This is a genomic window from Streptomyces polyrhachis (assembly GCF_042663125.1).
Classification (GTDB): domain Bacteria; phylum Actinomycetota; class Actinomycetes; order Streptomycetales; family Streptomycetaceae; genus Streptomyces; species Streptomyces polyrhachii.
The window spans coordinates 53,144-74,620 of record NZ_JBHSZO010000017.1; the positions used below are offsets into that span (position 1 = coordinate 53,144).

The 21,477-nt window shown below is 69.9% G+C and carries 19 protein-coding genes and 1 riboswitch; of the genes, 11 read left to right on the top strand and 8 right to left on the bottom strand.

The features are described 5' to 3' along the window. Positions 1 to 24: 24 nt before the first annotated feature. A complete protein-coding gene (locus ACFQLX_RS12840; protein ID WP_386414556.1) occupies positions 25 to 1,839 on the bottom strand; it encodes an RICIN domain-containing protein in 1,815 nt (604 codons plus the stop codon). A gap of 143 nt (positions 1,840 to 1,982) precedes the next feature. On the opposite strand from ACFQLX_RS12840, the gene ACFQLX_RS12845 reads away from it, so the two are divergent. From ACFQLX_RS12845 to ACFQLX_RS12855, 3 genes are all read left to right on the top strand, one after another. Beyond that, entirely contained in the window at positions 1,983 to 2,555 is a 573-nt protein-coding gene (locus ACFQLX_RS12845) for a transposase (RefSeq protein ID WP_386414557.1), read from the top strand. Positions 2,556 to 3,110: 555 nt separating this feature from the next. Then, entirely contained in the window at positions 3,111 to 4,523 is a 1,413-nt protein-coding gene (locus tag ACFQLX_RS12850) for a cytochrome P450 (protein WP_386414558.1), read from the top strand. A gap of 95 nt (positions 4,524 to 4,618) precedes the next feature. Then, positions 4,619 to 5,038 carry a hypothetical protein gene (locus tag ACFQLX_RS12855; RefSeq protein WP_386414559.1) on the top strand — a complete coding sequence of 140 codons (420 nt, stop codon included), beginning with the start codon at positions 4,619 to 4,621 and terminating at the stop codon, positions 5,036 to 5,038. A gap of 149 nt (positions 5,039 to 5,187) precedes the next feature. Here ACFQLX_RS12855 and ACFQLX_RS12860 read toward each other — a convergent pair whose 3' ends face one another. The 3 genes from ACFQLX_RS12860 to ACFQLX_RS12870 form a co-directional block, all read right to left on the bottom strand. Further along, positions 5,188 to 6,120 (bottom strand): terpene synthase family protein, encoded by a 933-nt coding sequence (locus ACFQLX_RS12860; RefSeq protein WP_386414560.1) that lies wholly within the window; start codon positions 6,118 to 6,120, stop codon positions 5,188 to 5,190. Positions 6,121 to 6,440: 320 nt separating this feature from the next. Then, positions 6,441 to 6,785, bottom strand: a complete 345-nt coding sequence (locus ACFQLX_RS12865; RefSeq protein ID WP_386414561.1) for a hypothetical protein — start codon at positions 6,783 to 6,785, stop codon at positions 6,441 to 6,443. Between the two features lie 232 nt (positions 6,786 to 7,017). Continuing rightward, positions 7,018 to 7,398, bottom strand: a complete 381-nt coding sequence (locus ACFQLX_RS12870; protein WP_386414562.1) for a DUF6221 family protein — start codon at positions 7,396 to 7,398, stop codon at positions 7,018 to 7,020. 94 nt (positions 7,399 to 7,492) lie between these two features. On the opposite strand from ACFQLX_RS12870, the gene ACFQLX_RS12875 reads away from it, so the two are divergent. Continuing rightward, positions 7,493 to 8,260 (top strand): transposase, encoded by a 768-nt coding sequence (locus tag ACFQLX_RS12875; protein WP_386414563.1) that lies wholly within the window; start codon positions 7,493 to 7,495, stop codon positions 8,258 to 8,260. A gap of 215 nt (positions 8,261 to 8,475) precedes the next feature. On the opposite strand, the gene ACFQLX_RS12880 is transcribed toward ACFQLX_RS12875, so the two are convergent. The 4 genes from ACFQLX_RS12880 to gcvT all read right to left on the bottom strand — a co-directional run bounded on the left by ACFQLX_RS12880 (position 8,476) and on the right by gcvT (position 12,983). Beyond that, positions 8,476 to 9,858: an L-serine ammonia-lyase gene (locus ACFQLX_RS12880; protein WP_386414564.1), complete on the bottom strand. Its 1,383-nt coding sequence runs from the start codon at positions 9,856 to 9,858 to the stop codon at positions 8,476 to 8,478. A gap of 254 nt (positions 9,859 to 10,112) precedes the next feature. Beyond that, on the bottom strand, positions 10,113 to 11,381 hold the full coding sequence (gene glyA / locus ACFQLX_RS12885) for a serine hydroxymethyltransferase (protein WP_386414565.1): 1,269 nt from the start codon (positions 11,379 to 11,381) through the stop codon (positions 10,113 to 10,115). A 15-nt stretch (positions 11,382 to 11,396) separates the two neighbouring features. Beyond that, positions 11,397 to 11,774 (bottom strand): glycine cleavage system protein GcvH, encoded by a 378-nt coding sequence (gene gcvH / locus ACFQLX_RS12890; RefSeq protein ID WP_386414567.1) that lies wholly within the window; start codon positions 11,772 to 11,774, stop codon positions 11,397 to 11,399. Between the two features lie 90 nt (positions 11,775 to 11,864). Beyond that, a complete protein-coding gene (gene gcvT / locus ACFQLX_RS12895; RefSeq protein WP_386414568.1) occupies positions 11,865 to 12,983 on the bottom strand; it encodes a glycine cleavage system aminomethyltransferase GcvT in 1,119 nt (372 codons plus the stop codon). A 183-nt stretch (positions 12,984 to 13,166) separates the two neighbouring features. Next, positions 13,167 to 13,273: riboswitch (glycine riboswitch) on the bottom strand. A gap of 172 nt (positions 13,274 to 13,445) precedes the next feature. Between gcvT and ACFQLX_RS12900 the strand changes: the two genes are divergently transcribed. From ACFQLX_RS12900 to ACFQLX_RS12930, 7 genes are all read left to right on the top strand, one after another. Beyond that, positions 13,446 to 14,117 (top strand): AAA family ATPase, encoded by a 672-nt coding sequence (locus tag ACFQLX_RS12900; protein ID WP_386414570.1) that lies wholly within the window; start codon positions 13,446 to 13,448, stop codon positions 14,115 to 14,117. A 45-nt stretch (positions 14,118 to 14,162) separates the two neighbouring features. Then, positions 14,163 to 14,942, top strand: coding sequence for an enhanced serine sensitivity protein SseB (locus tag ACFQLX_RS12905; RefSeq protein ID WP_386414571.1), 780 nt, complete (start codon positions 14,163 to 14,165; stop codon positions 14,940 to 14,942). Positions 14,943 to 15,161: 219 nt separating this feature from the next. After that, a complete protein-coding gene (locus tag ACFQLX_RS12910; RefSeq protein ID WP_386414619.1) occupies positions 15,162 to 15,914 on the top strand; it encodes an enhanced serine sensitivity protein SseB C-terminal domain-containing protein in 753 nt (250 codons plus the stop codon). A gap of 409 nt (positions 15,915 to 16,323) precedes the next feature. Next, positions 16,324 to 17,322 carry an ABC transporter permease gene (locus ACFQLX_RS12915; protein ID WP_386414572.1) on the top strand — a complete coding sequence of 333 codons (999 nt, stop codon included), beginning with the start codon at positions 16,324 to 16,326 and terminating at the stop codon, positions 17,320 to 17,322. Positions 17,323 to 17,477: 155 nt separating this feature from the next. After that, positions 17,478 to 19,265, top strand: coding sequence for an ABC transporter substrate-binding protein (locus ACFQLX_RS12920; RefSeq protein WP_386414573.1), 1,788 nt, complete (start codon positions 17,478 to 17,480; stop codon positions 19,263 to 19,265). A 108-nt stretch (positions 19,266 to 19,373) separates the two neighbouring features. After that, positions 19,374 to 20,372, top strand: coding sequence for an ABC transporter permease (locus ACFQLX_RS12925; protein WP_386414574.1), 999 nt, complete (start codon positions 19,374 to 19,376; stop codon positions 20,370 to 20,372). Continuing rightward, positions 20,369 to 21,460 carry an ABC transporter ATP-binding protein gene (locus tag ACFQLX_RS12930; RefSeq protein ID WP_386414575.1) on the top strand — a complete coding sequence of 364 codons (1,092 nt, stop codon included), beginning with the start codon at positions 20,369 to 20,371 and terminating at the stop codon, positions 21,458 to 21,460. Before ACFQLX_RS12925 ends, ACFQLX_RS12930 begins: the two co-directional genes overlap by 4 nt. Positions 21,461 to 21,477 lie beyond the last annotated feature (17 nt).

Here is a 21,477-nt window from a genome sequence, read left to right on the forward strand (position 1 = left end):
CGCGACGGGGCGCACCCCGCCGGTTCAGCGGCTGAGCGTCAGGGTCTGCTCGGCGGGAGTGCGGGTGCCGCCGACGCCGCCCGTGGCGCTCCAGGAGCGCAGCGGGGTGGTCTCGGCGGAGCGGGAGGCGTCCGCGGAGAGGCCCAGGACCAGGCCGCTGTAGCGGTTGACCAGCCGGTAGGTGCCCGTCGGGGCGCCGTCGACGGTGGTGTCGGCGATGACGAACCACTGCTGGCCGACCGCCGGCTGGTTCTTGCGCAGCGTGGTCACGGTGGGCGCCGCGCCCCAGGCCCGGCCGCTGTTGGACGAGGCGCTCACGCCGAGCCGGGCGCCGGTGGCGTCGTTGCTGATCCGGTACGAGCCGTCGCCGACCGGGGTGAAGGTCCACGACTCGCGGGCGGAACCGGTGCCCGCCGGCACGGACAGAGTGCCCGAGCCGCCCGCGGCCTGGGCCAGGACCCGGCCGCCGCCGTTGGCGATGCGGTAGCCGGAACCGGCGGCCACCGGGAGGGAGGGGCTGTCGGTGGTGATGCTGAGGTTGACGTACTCCGAGGCGGAGCCGTTGGAGCAGCCGAAGGAGCAGTAGGAGCGGAAGTCACGGCCGACGATGCCGGTGCGGGTCCTGTTCGCGCTGTCCAGGAACCAGCGGTACCAGGAGGCGTTGGTGTAGCCGCCGGTGTCCCCGAGCAGCCGCCACTTCTGCGTCGCCAGGTTGTCGGTGGCGTAGATCTCCTGTGGGGCGTTGCCGCTCTGGTCGACGTTCTGCGGCTGGCCGATGTAGAGCCCCAGGTGGGCGTTGTACGTGATGTCCATGACGAACATCGGGGAGGTGGGCGGCAGTTGACCGGCCGCGACCTGCTGGTTGGCCGTCCCCGGGGTCGCCGGGTCGTACTCGTCCGCCGCGGGGGTGTAGCCCGTGGGATGCGCGGCGTCGACGGGGACCATGTTGCTCTCCTGGCCGCCGGTGCCCGGCTGGGACCAGGCGCCGTCGTACCACTTGCGCCACGAACCGGGCGCCATCTTCGCGGAGATGGGGGAGCGCGCGACATGGCCGTGGAAGACCCGCCAGCCGCCGTTCTTGTCGATGATCCGCGAGCCGTAGAAGACGTAGAAGTAGCCGGAGGCGGTGTCGACGAACAGGCGCGGGTCGCCGTCGCCGTAGTGGTAGGTCTGCTGCGGGAAGGCGGCGGTGTCGCCCCGGACCGTGCTGTACGGCGAGGTGATCACGTGGTCCTTGATGGACCAGGTGCGGCCCTGGTCCTTGGAGACGGCGTAGTCGATGCCGTCGAAGTGCGAGCTGTCGCCGAAGGGCTGCGGGGTGAACTCGTTGTGCACCAGGCCGTACCAGTCGCCGGTGTCCGGGTCGACCCACACCCCGGCCAGGTCGCAGAAGTTGCGCTGCGAGTAGCCGGAACCGGCGGGCGCGAACGTGGACTCCAGGCCGGTGGGGCTGTTGTTGCAGCGCCAGGTGGTGTCGTTGTTGCGGTCGTTGGCGTTGGCCGGGTTGACGTAGTTGCTGAGGGTGCTGTTGGCGGTCGCGGTGTCCAGGTCGGTGCCGGAGTAGAAGTTCCACTTGCGCGGGTCGCTCGCCCCGTACAGCGCGTGCGCGGACTGGAAGTAGAAGGTGCCGTCCTTGTCGATGTACGGGGCGGCGGGGGTGTCGTCGGGGTGGGACCAGCGCCCCTTGGCGCCGACGTTGACCGTGTACGTGGCCGCGGCGGCGACCGCGGAGTCACTGTCACCGGAGGCCGCCGAGGCGCCCGCACCGGGCACGAGCACGGCGAGCACCGCGCAGACGACGCCGGCTGCCCGCAGCCGACCTGAGTGAAGACGAGGCACGCGTACTCCCAGGAGATCCGAAAGACCCCGCCACCCGACCCCGGGCAACGAGCTGGCATGCGCATGCTCCCGCCGCACCCCCCACCGGTCCCATAGACGAAACGACCCCATCCCTTGGACTTTCTCCAACGGCGGCATCCTCGGTGCTGTCCGGGCCATCCGGCCGAGGTCGGTGGTCGCCTTGTCGGTCGCAGAGGTCCGGCTGCGCCGTCCCCGTCACCCACCTGCTCGCCGAGATCCGCGAACTCGGCTACACCGGCAGCGCCAACCTGCTGGTCCGCTACATCACCCAGGGCCGCGTCGAGGCCGACCACGCCACCCTCTCCCCACGACGCACCGCACGCCTGATACTCACCGCCCCCGCCCACCTCAAGACGGACCAGGTCGAACTACGCGACAAACCGGCCGCCGCCTGCCCGCAGATGACCGCCCTGCACACCCAGATCGGCGACTTCGCCGCACTACTGACCCCCGCGCCGGGAAACCCCGAACGGCTGACCGCCTGGATCGCCCAGACCCGCGCGGCCGACCCGCCCTTCCTGCACTCCTTCGCCACCGGCCTGGAACGCGACCGGGCCGCTGTCGACGCCGCCCTCACCCTGCCCTGGCACAACGGACGCACCGAAGGCGTCAACAACAAGATCAAACTGCTCAAGCGCCAGACCTACGGCCGGGCCGGTTTCCCGCTTCTCCGCCAGCGCATCCTGCTCAACTGATCAGCAAACTCCACGATCAACGGCTACGAAAATCTTGTAAGAGCCAACTTCAGGACAGACCCTGTCGGCCGAAAGCGTCCCTACTGCTGGACCGGTTGGCGACTGGCCGCGAGGCGCAGGGCGTTTATGCCGCTCACCCCACCACTAGGGACCTCCCGCTTACCGTCCGGGCCAGATTCGAAGCCCTCCGCAATGGAGTCGCACGCCGACCTGGAAGCCCGTACCGATGCGAAAGGGCCCAGGCGAGGCGCGGCGCACTCCTTGCTGAGGGCGCTTCCTCTGTCATCGCCTTGGTCGTCGGCTGGTGAGTGCGGCATCAGACGAGAGGTCGTAGGCGCTAGCACGCGCAGCACAAACACAGTGAACGCCCTGAAGTACGTCGATCGTGAACTACATTGACGTTCACACGGACACTAGGACGCTCAACTCGCTGTAATAGACGACTACTTCACCCGAAGGTCGCGTTTCCGGTACTGCAAGCGAGCCGTACCGGCCGGACGCTCCATACGCACACCCCCTGCCAATGCCGGGGATACCCGGCCCACCTTCTTGGAGATGCTGGTGACTCCCGACCCCACTGCGGTGCCAACCGCTCTTTCCCCTGTCTGTCCTGCCTATGGGGCGCACACCGATGCCCGCCGCATCTACGGCCCAGAGGCGCAGGAGAAGGCGACTGAACTGCATGAGGCCCTGCGTGCCGCGCACGGCGGCGTCGCTCCCGTGCTGGTTCACGGCGATGTGCCAGCGTGGCTGGTCCTGGGGTACCGGGAGGTCCTGGAGGTGGCCCGCAACCCGACCCGCTTCAGTCGCGATTCACGTCTGTGGCGCGCACCTGCCGAGGGCCTCGTGGCCCCGGACAACCCGCTGCTGCCGCTGACGACGTGGGTACCGATGTGCTCCTTCGTCGAAGGGGCGGAGCACACGCGGCTGCGCGCCGCAGTGACAGACACCATGAAGCAGCTGAACCATCGAGGGGTGCGCCGCTACATCGTCCGCTACGCCGACCTGCTCATCAGCGGGTTCCGCGAGCGCGGCGAGGCGGACCTGGTGAAGGAGTTCGCGGACGCGCTGCCGATGCTGGTGATGACGAAGCTGCTGGGTATGGCCGACTCCTATGGGCCCCGCCTCCTCGAGGCGGCCCGTGACATGATCAAAGCAACTGAGACCGCCATCGAGAGCAACGCCTTCGTCGAACAGGCCCTCGCAGACCTCGTTGCGGAGAAGAAGGAGCGCCCGGGGGAGGACTTCGCCACCTGGCTCATCGCCCACGGGTCTGCCTTGACGGACGCGGAGCTGGTGCAGCACCTACGTCTGGTGCTGATCGCCGCGTACTCCACCACCGCGAACCTCATCGCGAGCACCCTGCACATGACGCTGACCGACTCGCGCTTCCGCGGCAACCTTGCCGGAGGCCACATGACCCTGCCCGACGCGCTGGAGCAGGTTTTGTGGGACACCCCGCCCTTCAGCGCGGTTTACGGCCGCTGGGCCACCGCCGACACCGAACTCGCCGGACACCACATCAAGGCCGGCGACATGCTCGTTCTGGGGCTGGCCGCGGGCAACGCCGACCCGCAGGTCCGCCCCGACCTGACGGTGCCTGTCCACGGCAACCGCTCCCACCTTGCCTTCAGCGGCGGGCCGCACGAGTGCCCCGGCCAGGACATCGGCCGCGCCATCGCCGAAGTCGGCGTGGACACCCTCCTCACCCGCCTACCCGACGTGAGTCTGGCAGTCCCGGCTGAGGACATCCGATGGCAGACCTCCCTGCTCTCCCGCGAACTCCTCGAACTCCCAGTGACGTTCACGGCGCTGCGCACCGACCGGGCCACCGCCTCCACACCTCCGGCAACCGCCCCTGCGCCGTCTCTGCTTGCTCCAGCCGCCGAGGCGGCGGCCGTGCCGACGCCCCCGAAGAGCCGCAGCCGCCTGTGGGAGAGCCTCGTGCGCTGGGTCAGGGGGATGTGATTCCAGATGCGCCGTGGCCGGGGCGCGCAGCAGAGCTCTATCCTCTGCGGGGACGCCACCGTGTCAGACCAGCCTGTACAGATAAAGGGGACTGCGTGCCGTTCGATGAGGACCGTGTCTATGTCGGTATCCCGTCTCCTGACGGTCCCCTGGCCTCCGGCGCACGCGTCATGGTGGAGAGCCGGTCCGGAGCGTGCCGCAACCTCGTGCTGCCCGCCGGGAAGAGGGAGTTCACCTGGGGGTGGATCGCCGCCTCCACCACCTGCACCGCGTCAGCCGTGCTGACTGACGCGGTGCAGGTGCGCGACGAGCCGCTCCCGGCGAGCGAGGAAACCCGCACGCCGGTTTGGAGTGCGCTGAGCGTCGATTTCGCGGTCCGCTTCCTCCTCCCCCTCCCGCCCGGGGAGGCGTGGCGCCTGGAGCGCAGGGAGATCATCGCCTGGATGAGGGCGTGGTACCAGCGCAAGGGCATCAGCGACCTTCCCGAGGGATTGGCACCACTCCCGCGCCCGTAGAAGGACGCCCTCCCAGTTCGGCCGGGCGACGCACCTCCGTCAACGCCCCAGCGCTCAAGGCGGCATGCGGGCCAGTCGATGGCAGTGCGGGGGAGACCTGTGCAGCCGGATCCGCGACGCAGGGTGTCAGGGGTTCTCGGCCCGTCGGGCTACTTCAGGTGGGCTTCGATGTAGGAGGGGATCGGAGTGGTGGCTTCTTCGACGTCGCGGTAGCGGGGGGACCAGCGGTGCCAGCTCAGGCTGCCGGCTATCCACAGCGACAGGTCCTCAAGGGATGCCTCGACCCCGCTCCAGGCAGCTTCGCTGTCTATCAGCGGCTTCATGGAGCGCAGGTCCTCGCACGCGGCGAGGAAGTCACCGGTGACGAGGTCGACCATGGTCGCTGCCTGCGCTAGTGCTTGCGTCCATCCGCTGGCGGGATCACGAAGCAGCAGGATCGCGGCGAGGTGTTCGTGGTCTCCGCGCGCGATCTCCTTGCGGATGCTGTAAAGGTCGTTGGTCCAGCTGACCACGTCGTTGGCCGCGGCCCGTATCTCGCGGTAGGCCTCGCTCTCGGCGATTTCCGGGGCGACCTCCACGCCGTTCGCCGGTTCGATGAGGTCGAAGCTCATCAAGCAGCCCGAGTTCATCCGGCGGCGGCGCAGGAACGTCACCAGCTCGGGGACAGGAAGGGCGGCGTCGTGAGAGTTGTGGTGCTGGCGCAGGCTGAAGGTGAGCCAGTCACGGAAGTTCGCGATGAAGCGGGAGCGCCACCTCGGTGACATCAAGGGGGCTGTACGCTGCCACAGGTCGCGTATAGCAGCCGCCAGTGGGCCCCACGGTTCGGGAGCGTCCAGGTCCACCCGGAGCTGGGCGAGCAGCCTGCGTGCCAGCTCCGTGCGGCCCTCGGGTGTCAGCCCCTCGTAGCCCTCGTCCAAGCGATCATCCACGATCCAGTTGAACAACTGCCACTGTGCGACCAACTCCAGGTACACAGCGCGCGGATACACCGTGGCAGCGAATTGGCCGAAACCCGCTTGGCGGAAGTGCTCAGCTGCGGCGGAGGTGCGGACCAAGTCGAAGCGCATGGCCCAGGTCAGCATGCTCTCCTCGAGAGCCGGACCGGCCGCGGGGTGGCACTGACTGGGCAGCGGTGAGCGCAATGCGGGCAGCTCGGCAGCCGATGGGGGGGTGGGTAGCCATGGCAGCCTGGGCTCGATCTGTACAGCGGCGGCAGTCACGAGGAAATATCCCTTCGGCCAGCTCTGGCACTGGAGTGTGGTGTATCTGGCCGCAGATCCTGCCCCGTGCGCCCTCCAGCGAATCGCACGAGGCATATGACGCGTGCACAGGCGGCATCGCTGCAGCGACTATGCGCCAACTTTCGACCGGGAAATGTCCGAATAGCGACCCTCTTTATGGATTACTGGAACTTTTCGACCGGTAGTGGCGTGATGCGGCGGAAGCCGAAGGGGCCCAGCAGGTGTAGTGGGTCGACGATCATCATGATGCCGCTGCGGGTCCACTTCTCGTGCGGCAGGCTGACGAACCGGGGCACACTTGGGTCAGAGATGCCCTCTAGGTCTGGACCGATGCGCAGGTAACGCTGGTGGAGATCGGGACGAGCCATAACGTCGGCGTGGATCTCATGAAGCGCCGGGTCGTGGGGGTTGGCCTGGATCGCGCCAGCCAGGTAGGCCAGCATCTGGGGAAGCCACACCGTATCGTGATCGTCCATGACTTCCCGAGCCTCTGCGGTGAAGAGCACGAACCGTAGGGGGAAACGGCCGGGTCGTTGGGGCCACTCACGCCCAAGGGCGCGCAGATCTCCTCCCGGTAGGCATCCGTCATCAGGCCGACTCGTCGACCGTCGACGTCCAGATAGGGGATGCTCCAGGCACCGTCGGCAACGTAAGTAGCACGAGAGCTGTCCGCCTCCAACTCCCGCAGACGCAACGCGAGATAAGAGTCTAAGGGCTGTCCCGTAAACGATCTTCGGCTCAGGGTCGTCTGGGGTAGTCAGGGTGATCGGCGTAGGGAGAGGCGAGGTCGCGCAGGTCGTCGCATGGCCAGGTCTCGCCGTCGTATTGGCAGTCATCGCGGTTGTCCCACGGCAGTTCGGGGTCACCCGTGGCTGGACTGAGCGCATGGCGGGCGAGCACGCGCCGCTTGGCCTGGACCTCCCGCAGGACGCGAGACGGGTCGTGCAGCGCCACATGGAGGGCAATCGTGGGATGGAAGCCGGGGAGTTCTCCTTGGCAGAAGTCGACCGTGTGCCCGCGAGCGGTCCACTCCCCGCAGTCGTCACCTTCGCAGCGTCGGGCCAGGTCGGCCTCCTCATCCAGCCGTGCGTGGAGGAACCCCACCAGGTCTTGACTCATGAGGTCATCCTGGACGATGCGCTGAGATCGGTCGCCTGATTTCCATGATGCGGGCGGGCCGCGGCCGGTTGGCCGATGCTGGAATGATCTTGGCGTGGCTGGTGTGATTACGGCGTCGGAGCCGTCTTGGATAGCCCCGTTCACTGGGCTGAGCCCTCGCTTCTTCGGCAAGTTGGTGACCCAACTGCGGAGCGAAGGCGCCGACGTCGGCGGTCGGGGCCGACCGTGGAAGCTGTCACTGGAGAACCGGGTACTGCTGGTCGTCGCGTACTGGCGGACGAACCTGACCATGCGACAACTGGCCCCGCTGTTCGGCGTATCGAAGTCGGCCGCCGACCGGGTAATCGACCACCTCGGGCCGAAGCTCGCCCTCCAGCTCCGCCGGCGATTCGCCAAGAACGCGGTACTGATCGTGGACGGCACCCTGGTACCCACCCGCGATCACAACGTCGCCGAGCAGTCGAAGAACTACCGCTACTCCACCAACCACCAGGTAGTCATCGACGCTGACACCCGTCGGGTCGTGGTGGTCGGCCGACCGTTGCCGGGCAACCGCAACGACTGCCGGGCCTGGGCCGAGTCCGGCATGAAGGCCGCCGTCGGCAACACCACCACGATCGCCGACGGCGGCTATCCGGGCACCGGGCTCGTGATGCCGCACCGCCGCCGCAACGGCGAGGAACTGCCCGCCTGGAAGCAGGCGCACAACAAGTCGCACAAGCAGGTTCGGGCCCGTGTCGAGCACTGCTTCGCCCGCATGAAGACCTACAAGATCTTGCGCGACTGCCGACTACGTGGCGACGGTGTCCACCACGCCATGCTCGGCATCGCCCGCCTGCACAACCTCGCCCTCGCCGGATAGACGAGCCCGCCCACTGCGGGGCCGAGCACGTCCCGACCCACTCGAAGATCGTTTACGGGACAGCCCTTAGCCCCACATCGGACAACCGTCGCGACGCAGGGTGTGGCCGTTTCAGAGCGTTTCCCGGGGAGCAATTGGGGAGCGCCGGAGCGATCAACGACAACGCGTCGTGAGCGCTCCGAAACGCAAGACCTCCCAGGTCAGGGCGAGTTCGATCAGCACTCGATCACGTTGACCGCGAGCCCGCCCCGCGCCGTCTCCTTGTACTTGACCTTCATGTCCGCGCCCGTCTCCTTCATCGTCTTGATCGCCTTGTCCAGCGAGACGAAGTGGCGGCCGTCGCCGCGCAGGGCCATGCGGGCCGCCGTGACGGCCTTGACCGCCGCCATGCCGTTGCGTTCGATGCACGGGATCTGGACCAGGCCGCCGACCGGGTCGCAGGTCAGGCCCAGGTTGTGCTCGATGCCGATCTCGGCCGCGTTCTCCACCTGCTCGGGGGTGCCGCCCATGATCTCCGCCAGGCCGCCCGCCGCCATCGAGCAGGCCGAGCCGACCTCGCCCTGGCAGCCGACCTCCGCGCCGGAGATCGAGGCGTTCTCCTTGAAGAGCATGCCGATCGCGCCGGCTGCCAGCAGGAAGCGCACGATCGCGTCGTCGTCCGTGCCCGGGACGAAGTCGCGCGCGTAGTGCAGCACCGCCGGGATGATGCCCGCCGCGCCGTTCGTCGGCGCGGTGACCACCCGGCCGCCCGCCGCGTTCTCCTCGTTCACCGCCATCGCGTACAGCGTCGCCCACTCCATCGCGTGCGAGTCGCGCGCGCCCTCCGCCCGCAGTTGGCGCGCGGTCTGCGCGGCCCGGCGGCGTACCTTCAGACCGCCCGGCAGGATGCCCTCGACGGCCATGCCGCGCGCCACGCACTCCTGCATCACGCGCCAGATCTCCAGCAGCCCGGCGCGGATCTCCTCCTCCGAGCGCCACGCCTTCTCGTTCTCCAGCATGAGGGAGGAGATCGACAGGCCCGTCTCGCGCGCCATGCGCACCATCTCGTCGCCGGTGCGGAACGGGTACGCCAGCACCGTGTCGTCCAGCTTGATGCGGTCCTCGCCGACCGCGTCCTCGTCCACGACGAAGCCGCCGCCGACCGAGTAGTACGTCTTCTCCAGCAGCGGCACCCCGGAGTCGTCGTAGGCGAAGAGGGTCATGCCGTTGGCGTGGTACGGCAGGGAGCGGCGCCGGTGCAGCACCAGGTCCCTGTCGTAGTCGAAGTCCAGCTCGTGGTCGGCCCCTATGTCCGCCCCGAGCAGGTGCAGCTTCCCGCTCTCGCGGATCCGCGCCACCTCGGTGTCGGCCCAGGCGACGTCGACCGTACGGGGGGAGTAGCCCTCCAGGCCCAGCAGGACGGCCTTGGGCGTGCCGTGCCCGTGGCCGGTGGCGCCCAGGGAGCCGAAGAGCTCGGCGCGTACGGCGGCGGTGTGCGCGAGCAGCCCGTCGTTCTTCAGGCGCCGCGCGAACATCCCGGCGGCGCGCATCGGGCCGACCGTGTGCGACGAGGAGGGGCCGATGCCGATGGAGAAGAGGTCGAACACGGAGATAGCCACGGTGGAATCGGACTCCTTTGTCCTGTCGTGCGTCGTGCGTGGTGCGGGGGTCGTGCCGGACAGGCGGGGGCGGGCGGCAGGTCGACACAGCGGCCCGGTGGGGCGCGGGGATCGAGCGCCCGGATCACGTGGACACGGGGGAGGCCCTCCTCCAGTGTGCGTCCATCGGCGCGGGAGGGCGGCATCGGTGCGGTGTGGGACCGGTTACAGACCGGCCCCGCACCGCACCGACGCGCAGCTCACGCGAAGGAGGCTCAGAGCCCCGGGTACAGCGGGTGCTTCGCGGCCAGCGCGGACACCCGCGCCGACAGCTCCGCGGCCTTCGCCCCGTCGAAGCCCGGCTTCAGCGCCTCGGCGACGACGTCCGCGACCTCGCGGAAGTCCTCGGCCGTGAAGCCGCGGGTGGCCAGCGCCGGGGTGCCGATCCGCAGGCCGGAGGTGACCATCGGCGGGCGCGGGTCGTTGGGCACCGCGTTGCGGTTGACCGTGATGCCGACCTCGTGCAGGCGGTCCTCGGCCTGCTGGCCGTCCAGCTCGGAGTCGCGCAGGTCGACGAGGACCAGGTGGACGTCCGTACCACCGGACAGGACGGAGACGCCGGCCTCGCGGGCGTCGTCCGCCAGCAGCCGCTCGGCGAGGATCCGCGCGCCCTCCAGCGTGCGCTGCTGGCGCTCCTTGAACTCCTCACCCGCCGCGATCTTGAACGCGACCGCCTTGGCCGCGATCACGTGCTCCAGCGGACCGCCCTGCTGACCGGGGAAGACCGCGGAGTTGATCTTCTTGGCCAGCTCCTGCTTGGACAGGATGACGCCGCCGCGCGGACCGCCGAGGGTCTTGTGCGTGGTGGTGGTGACGATGTCCGCGTACGGCACCGGGTTGGGGTGCAGCCCCGCGGCCACCAGGCCGGCGAAGTGCGCCATGTCCACCATCAGCAGCGCGCCGACCTCGTCGGCGATCCGCCGGAACTCCGCGAAGTCCAGCTGACGCGGGTACGCCGACCAGCCCGCGATGATCAGCTGCGGGCGGTGCTCCTTGGCGAGGCGCTCGACCTCGGCCATGTCGACCTGCCCGGTCTCGGCGTCCACGTGGTAGGCGGCCACGTTGTAGAGCTTGCCGGAGAAGTTGATCTTCATGCCGTGGGTCAGGTGGCCGCCGTGCGCCAGGTCCAGGCCCAGGATGGTGTCGCCCGGCTTGAGCACGGCGAACATCGCCGCCGCGTTGGCCGAGGCGCCCGAGTGGGGCTGCACGTTCGCGGCCTCGGCGCCGAAGAGCGCCTTGATCCGGTCGCGGGCGAGGTCCTCGATGACGTCGACGTGCTCGCAGCCGCCGTAGTAGCGCCGGCCCGGGTAGCCCTCGGCGTACTTGTTGGTCAGCACCGAGCCCTGCGCCTGGAGCACCGCCACCGGGGCGAAGTTCTCCGAGGCGATCATCTCCAGCGTGTCCTGCTGGCGGCGCAGCTCGGCGTCGACGGCGGCCGCGACGTCCGGGTCGACCTCGTGAAGGGATCCGTTGAGAAGGTCCATGATCGGTTACGTCCCTCAGCCCGCGGTGAACGCGGTGTACTCGTCGGCGGACAGCAGGTCGTCGGGCTCGCCCGCGAGGCGGACCTTGAAGAGCCAACCGCCCTCGAAGGGCGCGCTGTTGACGAGGGCCGGGTCGTCCACGACGTCCTGGTTGGCCTCGACGACCTCACCGGTGACGGGGGAGTACAGGTCGGAGACCGACTTCGTCGACTCCAGCTCACCGCAGGACTCGCCGGCGGTCACGGTGTCGCCGACCTCCGGAAGCTGCACGTAGACCACGTCACCGAGCGCGTCGGCGGCGTGGGAGGTGATCCCGACGGTGGCCACGCCGTCCTCGGCGGGCGAGAGCCACTCGTGTTCCTTGCTGTAGCGAAGCTGCGTGGGGTTGCTCATGGGGGTGATTCTCCTGGATACGTGAGGATGGTGCGTACGGGAGTGCTGCGGTACGGAGGCGCGGGGCCGTGCGGTACGGAAGAACGCGGCCTAGCGCTCGCGCTTGTAGAACGGCAGCGCCACGACCTGGTACGGCTCGTGCGTGCCGCGGATGTCCACCCCGACACCCGCCGTGCCCGGCACGGCGTGCGCGGCGTCCACGTACGCCATCGCGATCGGGCTGCCCAGGGTGGGGGAGGGGGCGCCGGAGGTGACGGTGCCGATGACCTCACCGCCCGCGACCACGTCGAAACCGGCCCGCGGCACCCGGCGGCCCTCGGCCACCAGGCCCACCAGCACGCGCGGCGGCGCGGACTCGGCGCGCTCGGCGGCCTGCTCCAGCGCCTCGCGGCCGACGAAGTCCACCGGCTTGTCGAACTTCACGACCCGGCCCAGACCGGCGTCGAAGGGCGTCAGGTCGGTGGTCAGCTCGTGCCCGTACAGCGGCATGCCCGCCTCCAGGCGCAGCGTGTCGCGGCAGGAGAGCCCGCACGGGATGAGTCCGGCGCCCGCGCCCGCCTCGGTCAGCGCCTCCCACAGGGCGACGGCGTCGGCCGGGCGGACGAACAGCTCGAAGCCGTCCTCGCCGGTGTAGCCGGTGCGCGCGATGAGCGCCTCGACGCCGGCGACGGTGCCGGGCAGGCCGGCGTAGTACTTCAGCCCGTCGAGGTCGGCGTCGGTGAGCGAGGCCAGGATGCCCGGCGCCTCGGGGCCCTGGACGGCGATCAGCGCGTAGGCGTCGCGGTCGTCGCGTACGGCGGCGTCGAAGCCGGGGGCGCGCTCGGTGAGGGCGTCCAGGACGACCTGGGCGTTGGAGGCGTTGGCGACGACCATGAACTCCTCGTCGCCCAGGCGGTAGACGATCAGGTCGTCCAGGATGCCGCCGTCCTCCCGGCAGATGTGCGTGTAGCGGGCGCGGCCCACGCCCAGCACGGAGAGCCGGCCGACCAGCGCGTAGTCGAGCAGCTCGCCGGCCTGCGGGCCGGTCACGGTGATCTCGCCCATGTGGGAGAGGTCGAAGAGGCCGGCGCGGGTGCGCACGGCGTTGTGCTCGTCGCGCTCGCTGGCGTAGCGCAGGGGCATGTCCCAGCCGGCGAAGTCGGTCATCGTCGCGCCGAGCGAGCGGTGCGTGGCGTCGAGGGCCGTACGGCGGGGTTCGGGTGTGGTCACGGTTGGACTCCCGGACAGACAGAGGTGGGCAGGGATGGGCAGCGGCGAGCGCTTCCTCCCCCTCTGTCATCGGTACCTGAGAGGTTCGCCGCAACCCCGCGACGGGGGCGACTTGCACCTTGGGTGGGGCCTCGGGTGCGCAGAGCTGGGCTGCGCAGCCGGAAACCCGCTTTTCAGAGCTGCCTCGCCCGCGCGGTACGGGGCCTGAGAGATTCCAGGGAGGGACTTGCTCCTTCGGCGCCCGGATCCCTTGCGAGACAATGGATCCAGGACTCTCCCGCGCGGATTCGAGCGGCCGGTATGCAGTTGACGGGCCACATCATCGCACGACCGGTCCGGCCCCGGGACGGGGCGGGTTCTTGTGACCCGGCCCCGTCCTTGCGAGGCTGGCACGGGTACGACCGAACGGAGGGGGACGAACACGTGGAGGATCCGGGTCCGGCCGTACGAAGGGCCGCCGCGGTGACCGGAGAGCGGCCGGCGCAGCGTCTGCGCCGTGAGGGCCGCGACGGGCGAGACGGCCGCGAGCACTGGGCTGACAGGGCAGGCAGGGCTGACAGGGCCGAGCGGACCGAGCACACGGAGCTGCGCTTCTGCCCCGGGGACGTGGTGGTGGTCTCCGGGCTGCCGGGCGCGGGCAAGTCCACGCTGATGCGGCGCGCGGTGCCGCCCGGGGCCTGGCGGGTGGACTCCCAGGACACCCGCGAGCGCTGGGAGCGGGCGCTGGAACTGCGCCTGGGACCGAGGCTGGGGCGCGCGCTGCCGTACGGGCTCTACCGGCCGCTGGTGCGCGCCGCCCACTACCGGGGGCTGTGGCGGGCGCTGCGCTCGCGCACGGGCCTGGTGGTGCACGACTGCGGCAGCCAGGCGTGGGTGCGCCGCTGGATCGTGCGCGCGGCGCGGCGCGAGGGGCGCGGGGTGCACCTGCTGCTCCTGGACGTACCGGCGACGACGGCCTGGGAGGGGCAGCGCTCGCGCGGGCGCACGGTGTCGGCGTACGCCTTCGCCCGCCACCGGCAGTCGGTGGGACGGCTGCTGCGGGCGGCGCGGGACGGCTCGCTGGCGGGGGAGTTCGACTCGGCGGTGGTGCTCGACCGCGAGCGCGCCCGATCGGCGGTCCTGCGATTCGGGTGAGCCGAGGCCCCCTGGGAGGCGGATCCAGCCGTTAGGCTCGCCCGCGTGAGCTACCCGGATCTGCCCGAAGCGCCCCTTCTCGACCAGCCCGCCTTCCCGGCCAACGAGCTGGAGGAGGTGCTGCGCGCCGCCCTGGGCGAGCCCGGCGCCATGCCCCGGCTGCTGGAGGTGCTGGGGCGCAGCCTGCTGTGGGTGCCGCTGCCGCAGGGCGGCGGACCGCAGAGCACGCGCCTGCGGCTGGCGACCACCGAGATCGGCGGGGCGCCCTACGTGCCGGTGTTCTCCTCCAAGGAGCAGTTCCTCGCCGTCGTCGGCTCGCACATGTCCTTCACGGCCGCCCCCGCGCGGGAGTTCGCGCGCGGGCTGCCGCCGCAGCTGGGCATCGCGGTCAACCCCGGCGGCGCGGTCGGCGTACCGCTGCCGCCCGCCGCGGTGGCGGAGCTGGCGCGCGACCGCACGGCGCAGGCGGGGGCGCCCGGGGCGCCCAGCGGCGGCCGGGTGCGGCTCTACGAGCCCGACTGGCAGGACGACCCGGTGGACTTCCTGGCCGCCGCCCGCGAGGAGTTCGAGCGCACCCCCGAAGTCGGCTCCGCGCGCCGGGTGTTGGCGAGCGTGGAGGCGGGCGCGCCCCAACTCTTCGTCGGGGTCGAGCTGTCGGCCGCGCCCCAGGCCCGCGAGACGGCCCTCGTCGCGCTCGGCCGCGCGCTGGAGCGCCAACCGGTCGACTGGCCGGTGCAGTTGGTCTTCATGGAGGCCGCCGCGGGCGATCCGGTGGTGCAGTGGCTGCGGACCAGGGTCAAGCCGTTCTTCGGCGGCCCGTACTGAAATCCGCGGCCGATGCACGACAGGTCCGCGCCCCGTGCACGACAGGCCCACGACTGACACGACTGATTCGTACGGAGAGACAACCGTCGGCTCACACAAGCGCGAGGCGACGTTCTAACCTGTGAGGTGCCACCGGAGCACGGGCCCGGCAGGCGCGGCGGATGAGGGGGCTGAGGGGAAGTGAACGGGGGTACGGGGCTCGGGCGGCTCGTCGGTGAGATGGCGCCGGGGCGCTACGAGGTCTACGAGCGGCTGCTCACGGCGCTGCGCGACGGCCCGGTGCGGATGCTGCTCTGGCAGGGCCGCAAGGGCTCCACGGACGCGCAGTACGGCGCCATGGAGGTCGGCGGCCACGGCTACGTCCCCTGTGTGACCGGCGAGGAGGCGCTCGCCGCGAGCGGCTGGCGGCGCGCGCACGAGACCGTCGCCGGCCGGGACATCGCCGCCGCGCTCTACCCGGACCGCTGGGGCCTGTGGCTGGACCCGCACGCCCCCGGCGGCGGCGTGGGCGTGCCCTGGCTGGACCTGCGCCGCGTCGTCGCGGGCCTGGAGGCCCTCCCCGCCGGCCCCCTGCGCCTGTCGGAGCCGTCCGTCGACGTCCAGCAGTTCTACGCCCTCCTCGGCCAGAACGCCCACCGCACCCCGGCCGTACGGACCCTGACGCGCGCCTGGGTGCAGCCGGCCCTCGGCGAGCCGTACCTGGCGATCGGGCTCGACCTGTACGACACCGGCGAGCAGTCGGTGGCCGCCGCCCGCGCGATGATGCGGGACTCCGTCGCCGCCGTCCCCGCCGGGCTGCCGGTCTCCTCCGTCGCCCTGGCCGACGACTACGACCCCGTCGCGATGTGGATGCGGGCCAACGGCCGCCCCTTCTTCGACCGCGGCGCCTTCCCGGGCGGCCCGGCCGCCCCCGCCGGCTACGGCTACCCGCCGCCGAGCCGCCACCCGGGCGCGGCCCCGGCGCCGTACTGACACGGCCCCCGCCACCTGAGCCACCTCCGGCACCCGCGCCTCCGCACCCCCGGCGTCGCAGCCGCCGCCCTCGTGTCCACATAATGAGACGCGCCCGCCGCGGCCTCCCGCTTTCCCCCCGGAGTGCCTTGCCGCGGCCCGAGTTGGGGGCCCGCTGAGGACCCCCGGCTGTCCGTATAACGGAACACGCACGGGACATCACGGTTGCGCATCCATTCCCGGCCAGGTCTGGTGTGTGATCGCAGGCGCAATGAAGACTCCCGCAGCAAGGGAGGAGAGTCCCGGCGCGGCACCGGAACAGGACGTCGGCGCACCACCCGCACCACTTGCACCAGCGATGAAGACCTGCCGCCCGAGGGCGGTCAGGTACCAGGCCGGACACCATCGGCCGAGAGGGGTCCCCACCACCATGACGGCACCTTTGCACGACACCAGCGCCGCGGAGACCGCGGCCGTCGATGTAGCTGCCGACGTCCCGGCCAAGGCGATCCAGGGACGCTCTCCCTGGCAGATCGCCTGGACCAGGCTCAAGCGCGACCGCGTCGCCCTGGCCGGGGGGATCGTCGTCGTCTTCCTCGTCCTCGTCGCGGTCTTCGCGCCGCTCATCGTGAGCCTCTTCGGGCACCCGCCGGACGAGTTCCACGAGGAGCTCATCGATCCGCTCTTCGGCACCCCGACCGGCGACTGGGGCGGCATCAGCAAGGACTTCCTGTTCGGCGTCGAGCCGATCAACGGCCGCGACGTCTTCAGCCGCGTCGTCTACGGCGCCCGCGTCTCGCTGCTGGTCGCCTTCCTCGCCGCGATGTTCGCCGTCGTGCTGGGCACGCTCTTCGGCGTGGTGGCCGGCTTCTTCGGCGGCTGGGTCGACGCGGTCATCAGCCGCGTGATGGACATGCTGCTCTCGTTCCCGCAGCTGCTCTTCACCATCGCCCTGATCGCCGTCGTCCCCAACAGCGTTGCCGGCTTCTCCGGTACGGGCCTGCGCATGGCCGTGCTCATCGTCGTCATCGGCTTCTTCGGCTGGCCCTACGTGGCGCGCATCGTGCGCGGCCAGACCCTCTCGCTGCGCGAGCGCGAGTACGTGGAGGCGGCCACCAGCCTGGGCGCCGGGCGCGGCTACATCATCTTCCGCGAGCTGCTGCCCAACCTCATCGCCCCCATCACCGTCTACACCACGCTGATGATCCCGACCAACATCCTCACCGAGGCGGCCCTGAGCTTCCTGGGCGTGGGTGTGAAGCCCCCGACCGCGTCCTGGGGCCAGATGCTGTCCAAGGCCATCACGACGTACGAGACCGACCCGATGTTCGTGATCATCCCGGGTCTGGCCATCTTCGTCACCGTCCTGGCCTTCAACCTCTTCGGCGACGGCGTGCGCGACGCGCTGGACCCGAAGGGCTCGCGCTGAGCCCTGCTGCACCACCCGCACCACCCGCATCACCGCTCCACCAGTACCACCCGCTCCACCAGCACCACCGCTCCGGCAGTCCGAGTAGCCGGCGGCGACAGGAACAGCACCGGCGGCCCGCCCCGGGTCCCGTCAACCACGGAGGTTGCGACATCGTGACAACCCATCGCTCATCGAGGCGCCGCACGGCAGCCGCGTCGGCCGTCATCGTCGCGGCGCTGCTGTCGACCGCAGCTTGCGGTGGCGGCGACGGCGGCAAGGACGAGGGCAAGGACGCGTCCGCCGCCAAGCTCGCCTTCAACGGCGCCGTCGGCAAGGTCTTCAACCCCTCGGACAAGAAGGGCGGCGAGCTGAAGTTCATCGGCTCGCAGGACTTCGACTTCCTCGACCCCGCGCGCGGCTACTACGGCTTCATGTGGGACTTCGCCCGCTACTACACCCGCCAGCTGGTCACGTACAAGGCCGGCCCCGGCAAGGAGAGCACCGAGCTGGTGCCGGACATGGCCACGGCCAAGGCCGAGGTCTCCGCCGACGGCAAGACGTACAAGTACACGCTGAAGGACGGCGTGAAGTGGGAGGACGGCAAGCCCGTCACCTCCAAGGACATCAAGTACGGCATCGAGCGCATCTGGGCGCAGGACGTGCTCTCCGGCGGTCCGATCTACCTGCAGCAGGTGCTCGACCCCGAGGGCGAGTACAAGGGCCCGTACAAGGACACCAGCAAGGACAAGCTGGGTCTGAAGGCGATCGAGACGCCTGACGACAAGACCATCATCTTCAAGCTCCCGAAGCCCAACTCGGACTTCGAGCAGATGCTGGCCATGCCCTCGGCGACCCCGGTCCGCCAGGACATGGACACCAAGGAGAAGTACACCCTCAAGCCCTTCTCCAACGGCCCGTACAAGATCGACGAGTACACGCCGACCAAGGGTCTGAAGCTCTCCCGCAACACCAACTGGGACGCCGCGACCGACGAGGTCCGCAAGGCGCTGCCGGACACCATCTCCGTCACGCTGACCACCAACGCCGACGACATGGACAAGCGCCTCATCGCCGGCGAGTACGACCTCGACCTCAACGCCACCGGCATCGGCCAGGCCGCGCGCGCCTCGGCGCTGAGCCCGAAGAGCCGCGGCAACGTCGACAACCCGCAGACCGGCTTCATCCGGTACGCGGTCATGCCGCAGACGGTCGCCCCGTTCGACAACATCGAGTGCCGCAAGGCCGTCATCGTCGGCGCCGACCACAAGTCGCTGCAGACCGCCCGCGGCGGCCCGCAGGCCGGTGGCGAGATCGCCACGAACATGCTGCCCCCGGCCATCGGCGGCGCCGACCCGAACTACGACCCGTACGAGGTCAAGGCGCACGAGACCGGTGACGTCGCCAAGGCCAAGGAGCACCTGAAGGCATGCGGCAAGCCCGACGGGTTCAAGACCACCATCGCGGTCCGCAACAACAAGCCCCTTGAGGTCGCCACGGCCGAGTCCCTCCAGGCCTCGCTGAAGAAGGTCGGCATCGAGGCGGAGATCGACGCCTACGACGGCGCCCAGACCTCCGGCATCATCGGAGCTCCGGACAACGTCAAGAAGAAGGGCTACGGCATCATCATCATGGGCTGGGGCGCCGACTTCCCGACCGGGCAGGGCTTCTCCCAGCCGCTGGTCGACGGCCGCTTCATCCTCGACTCCGGCAACAACAACTTCTCGATGCTGAACGACAAGGCCATCAACAAGCTGTTCGACGACGCCATCGCGGCGACGGACATCACGCAGGCCAACGAGTTCTACAAGCAGATGAACCAGAAGGTCTCCGAGGCCGCGGTCTACCTGCCCTTCACCCACGAGAAGAACCTGATCTGGCGCGGTTCGCGCCTGACCAACGTCTACACGGCCGACGCGTACAACGGCCGCTACGACTACGCCTCCCTGGGCGTTGTGAAGTAATCCGAACGCCCCCCACGGCGCACCCGCCGCTAAGCACGAAGGGCAGGTGAGGGCCACGCGTGGTGGCCCGGGGAGGAGACTCCCCGGGCCACCGCCGGGCCGAGAGCAGTGCTCGCTTACCTCATCCGACGGTTGTTCGCCGTCGTCATCATGCTGTTGGTCGTCACCCTGGTGACCTTCGGCATCTTCTTCCTGATACCGAAGATGGTCGGAGCCGACCCCGCGCTGATGTATGTCGGCAAGCAGGCGGACGAGGCGGCCATCGAGGGCATCCGGCAGAAGATGGGTCTCGACGACCCGATCCTGGTGCAGTTCTGGGAGTTCGTCCGCGGGCTGTTCGTCGGCCGCGACTACACCAGCGGCGGCTCGACCACCCACTGCTCCGCGCCGTGCTTCGGCTACTCCTTCCGTACCGAGCAGGCGGTCTGGCCGATCCTCAAGGACCGCGCCCCCGTCACGCTCAGCCTCGCGGCGGGTGCCTGTGTGCTGTGGCTCCTCGGCGGTGTGCTCACCGGTGTCGTCTCCGCGCTGCGGCGCGGGACCGTGGTGGACCGCACGGCGATGGGCCTGGCCCTGGCCGGCGTCTCGCTGCCCATCTACTTCACCGGCGCCATCGCGCTGGCGGTCTTCCACTACAAGCTCGGCTGGTTCGACGCCAACTACGTGCCGGTCGAGGAGAGTTTCACCGGCTGGCTGGACGGACTCGCCCTGCCCTGGGTGACCCTGGCACTGCTGTACGCGGCCATGTACGCCCGCCTCACCCGCGCCACCATGCTCGAGGTGATGAGCGAGGACTACATCCGCACCGCCCGCGCCAAGGGCCTCACCGAACCGGTCGTCATCGGCAAGCACGCCATGCGCTCCGCGATGACCCCCATCCTGACCATCCTCGGCATGGACCTCGGCGCCCTGATCGGCGGCGCGATCCTCACCGAGACCACGTTCAACCTGCAGGGCCTCGGACGGGCGGCGATCCAGTCGATCAACGACCGCGACCTCCCGATCATCATCGGCGTCACCCTGATCACCGCCGGCGCGGTGGTCATCGCCAACCTCCTCGTGGACCTGATGTACGCCGTGATCGACCCCCGAGTGAGGCTGGCATGACCGACCTGACCAAGTCCGGCACGGGCGCCGTGGGAGAGCCCGTACGGGAGGGCTCCTCCGCCTTCCTCGACGTACGCGACCTGCGTATCCACTTCCCCACCGAGGACGGCGTCGTCAAGTCGGTCGACGGCCTGAGCTTCCAGCTGGAGAAGGGGCAGACCCTCGGCATCGTGGGCGAGTCCGGCTCCGGCAAGTCGGTGACCTCGCTGGGCATCATGGGCCTGCACACCGTCGGCCAGTACGGCCGCGGCAAGGCGCGGATCTCCGGCGAGATCTGGCTCAACGGCACCGAACTGCTCAGCGCCCCGCCGGACGACGTACGCAAGCTGCGCGGCCGGGAGATCTCCATGATCTTCCAGGACCCGCTCTCCGCGCTGCACCCGTACTACACCATCGGGCAGCAGATCGTGGAGGCGTACCGCATCCACCACAAGGTCGACAAGAAGACCGCCCGGCGCCGGGCGGTGGAGATGCTCGACCGGGTCGGCATCCCGCAGCCGGACAAGCGCGTCGACAGCTACCCGCACGAGTTCTCCGGCGGTATGCGCCAGCGCGCCATGATCGCCATGTCGCTGGTCAACAACCCCGAGCTGCTGATCGCCGACGAGCCGACCACCGCCCTGGACGTGACCGTCCAGGCGCAGATCCTGGACCTGATCCGGGACCTGCAGAAGGAGTTCGGCTCGGCGGTCATCGTCATCACCCACGACCTGGGCGTGGTGGCCGAACTGGCCGACCAGATCCTGGTGATGTACGGCGGCAGGTGCGTGGAGCGCGGCCCGGCCGACACGGTCTTCTACGAGCCCCAGCACCCCTACACCTGGGGCCTGCTCGGCTCCATGCCGCGCATCGACCGCGACCAGACCGAGCGCCTCATCCCGGTCAAGGGCTCCCCGCCCAGCCTCATCAACGTGCCCAGCGGCTGCGCCTTCCACCCCCGCTGCCCGTACGCCGGCGAGACCGGCGGCCTCAGCAGCACGGTGCGCCCGGAGCTGAGCGAGGTCGGGCCGCGGCACTACGCCGCCTGCCACCTCACCGCCGAGCAGCGGTCGAGGATCTGGACCGAAGAGATTGCGCCGAAGCTGTGAGCGACAAGGACGATGCC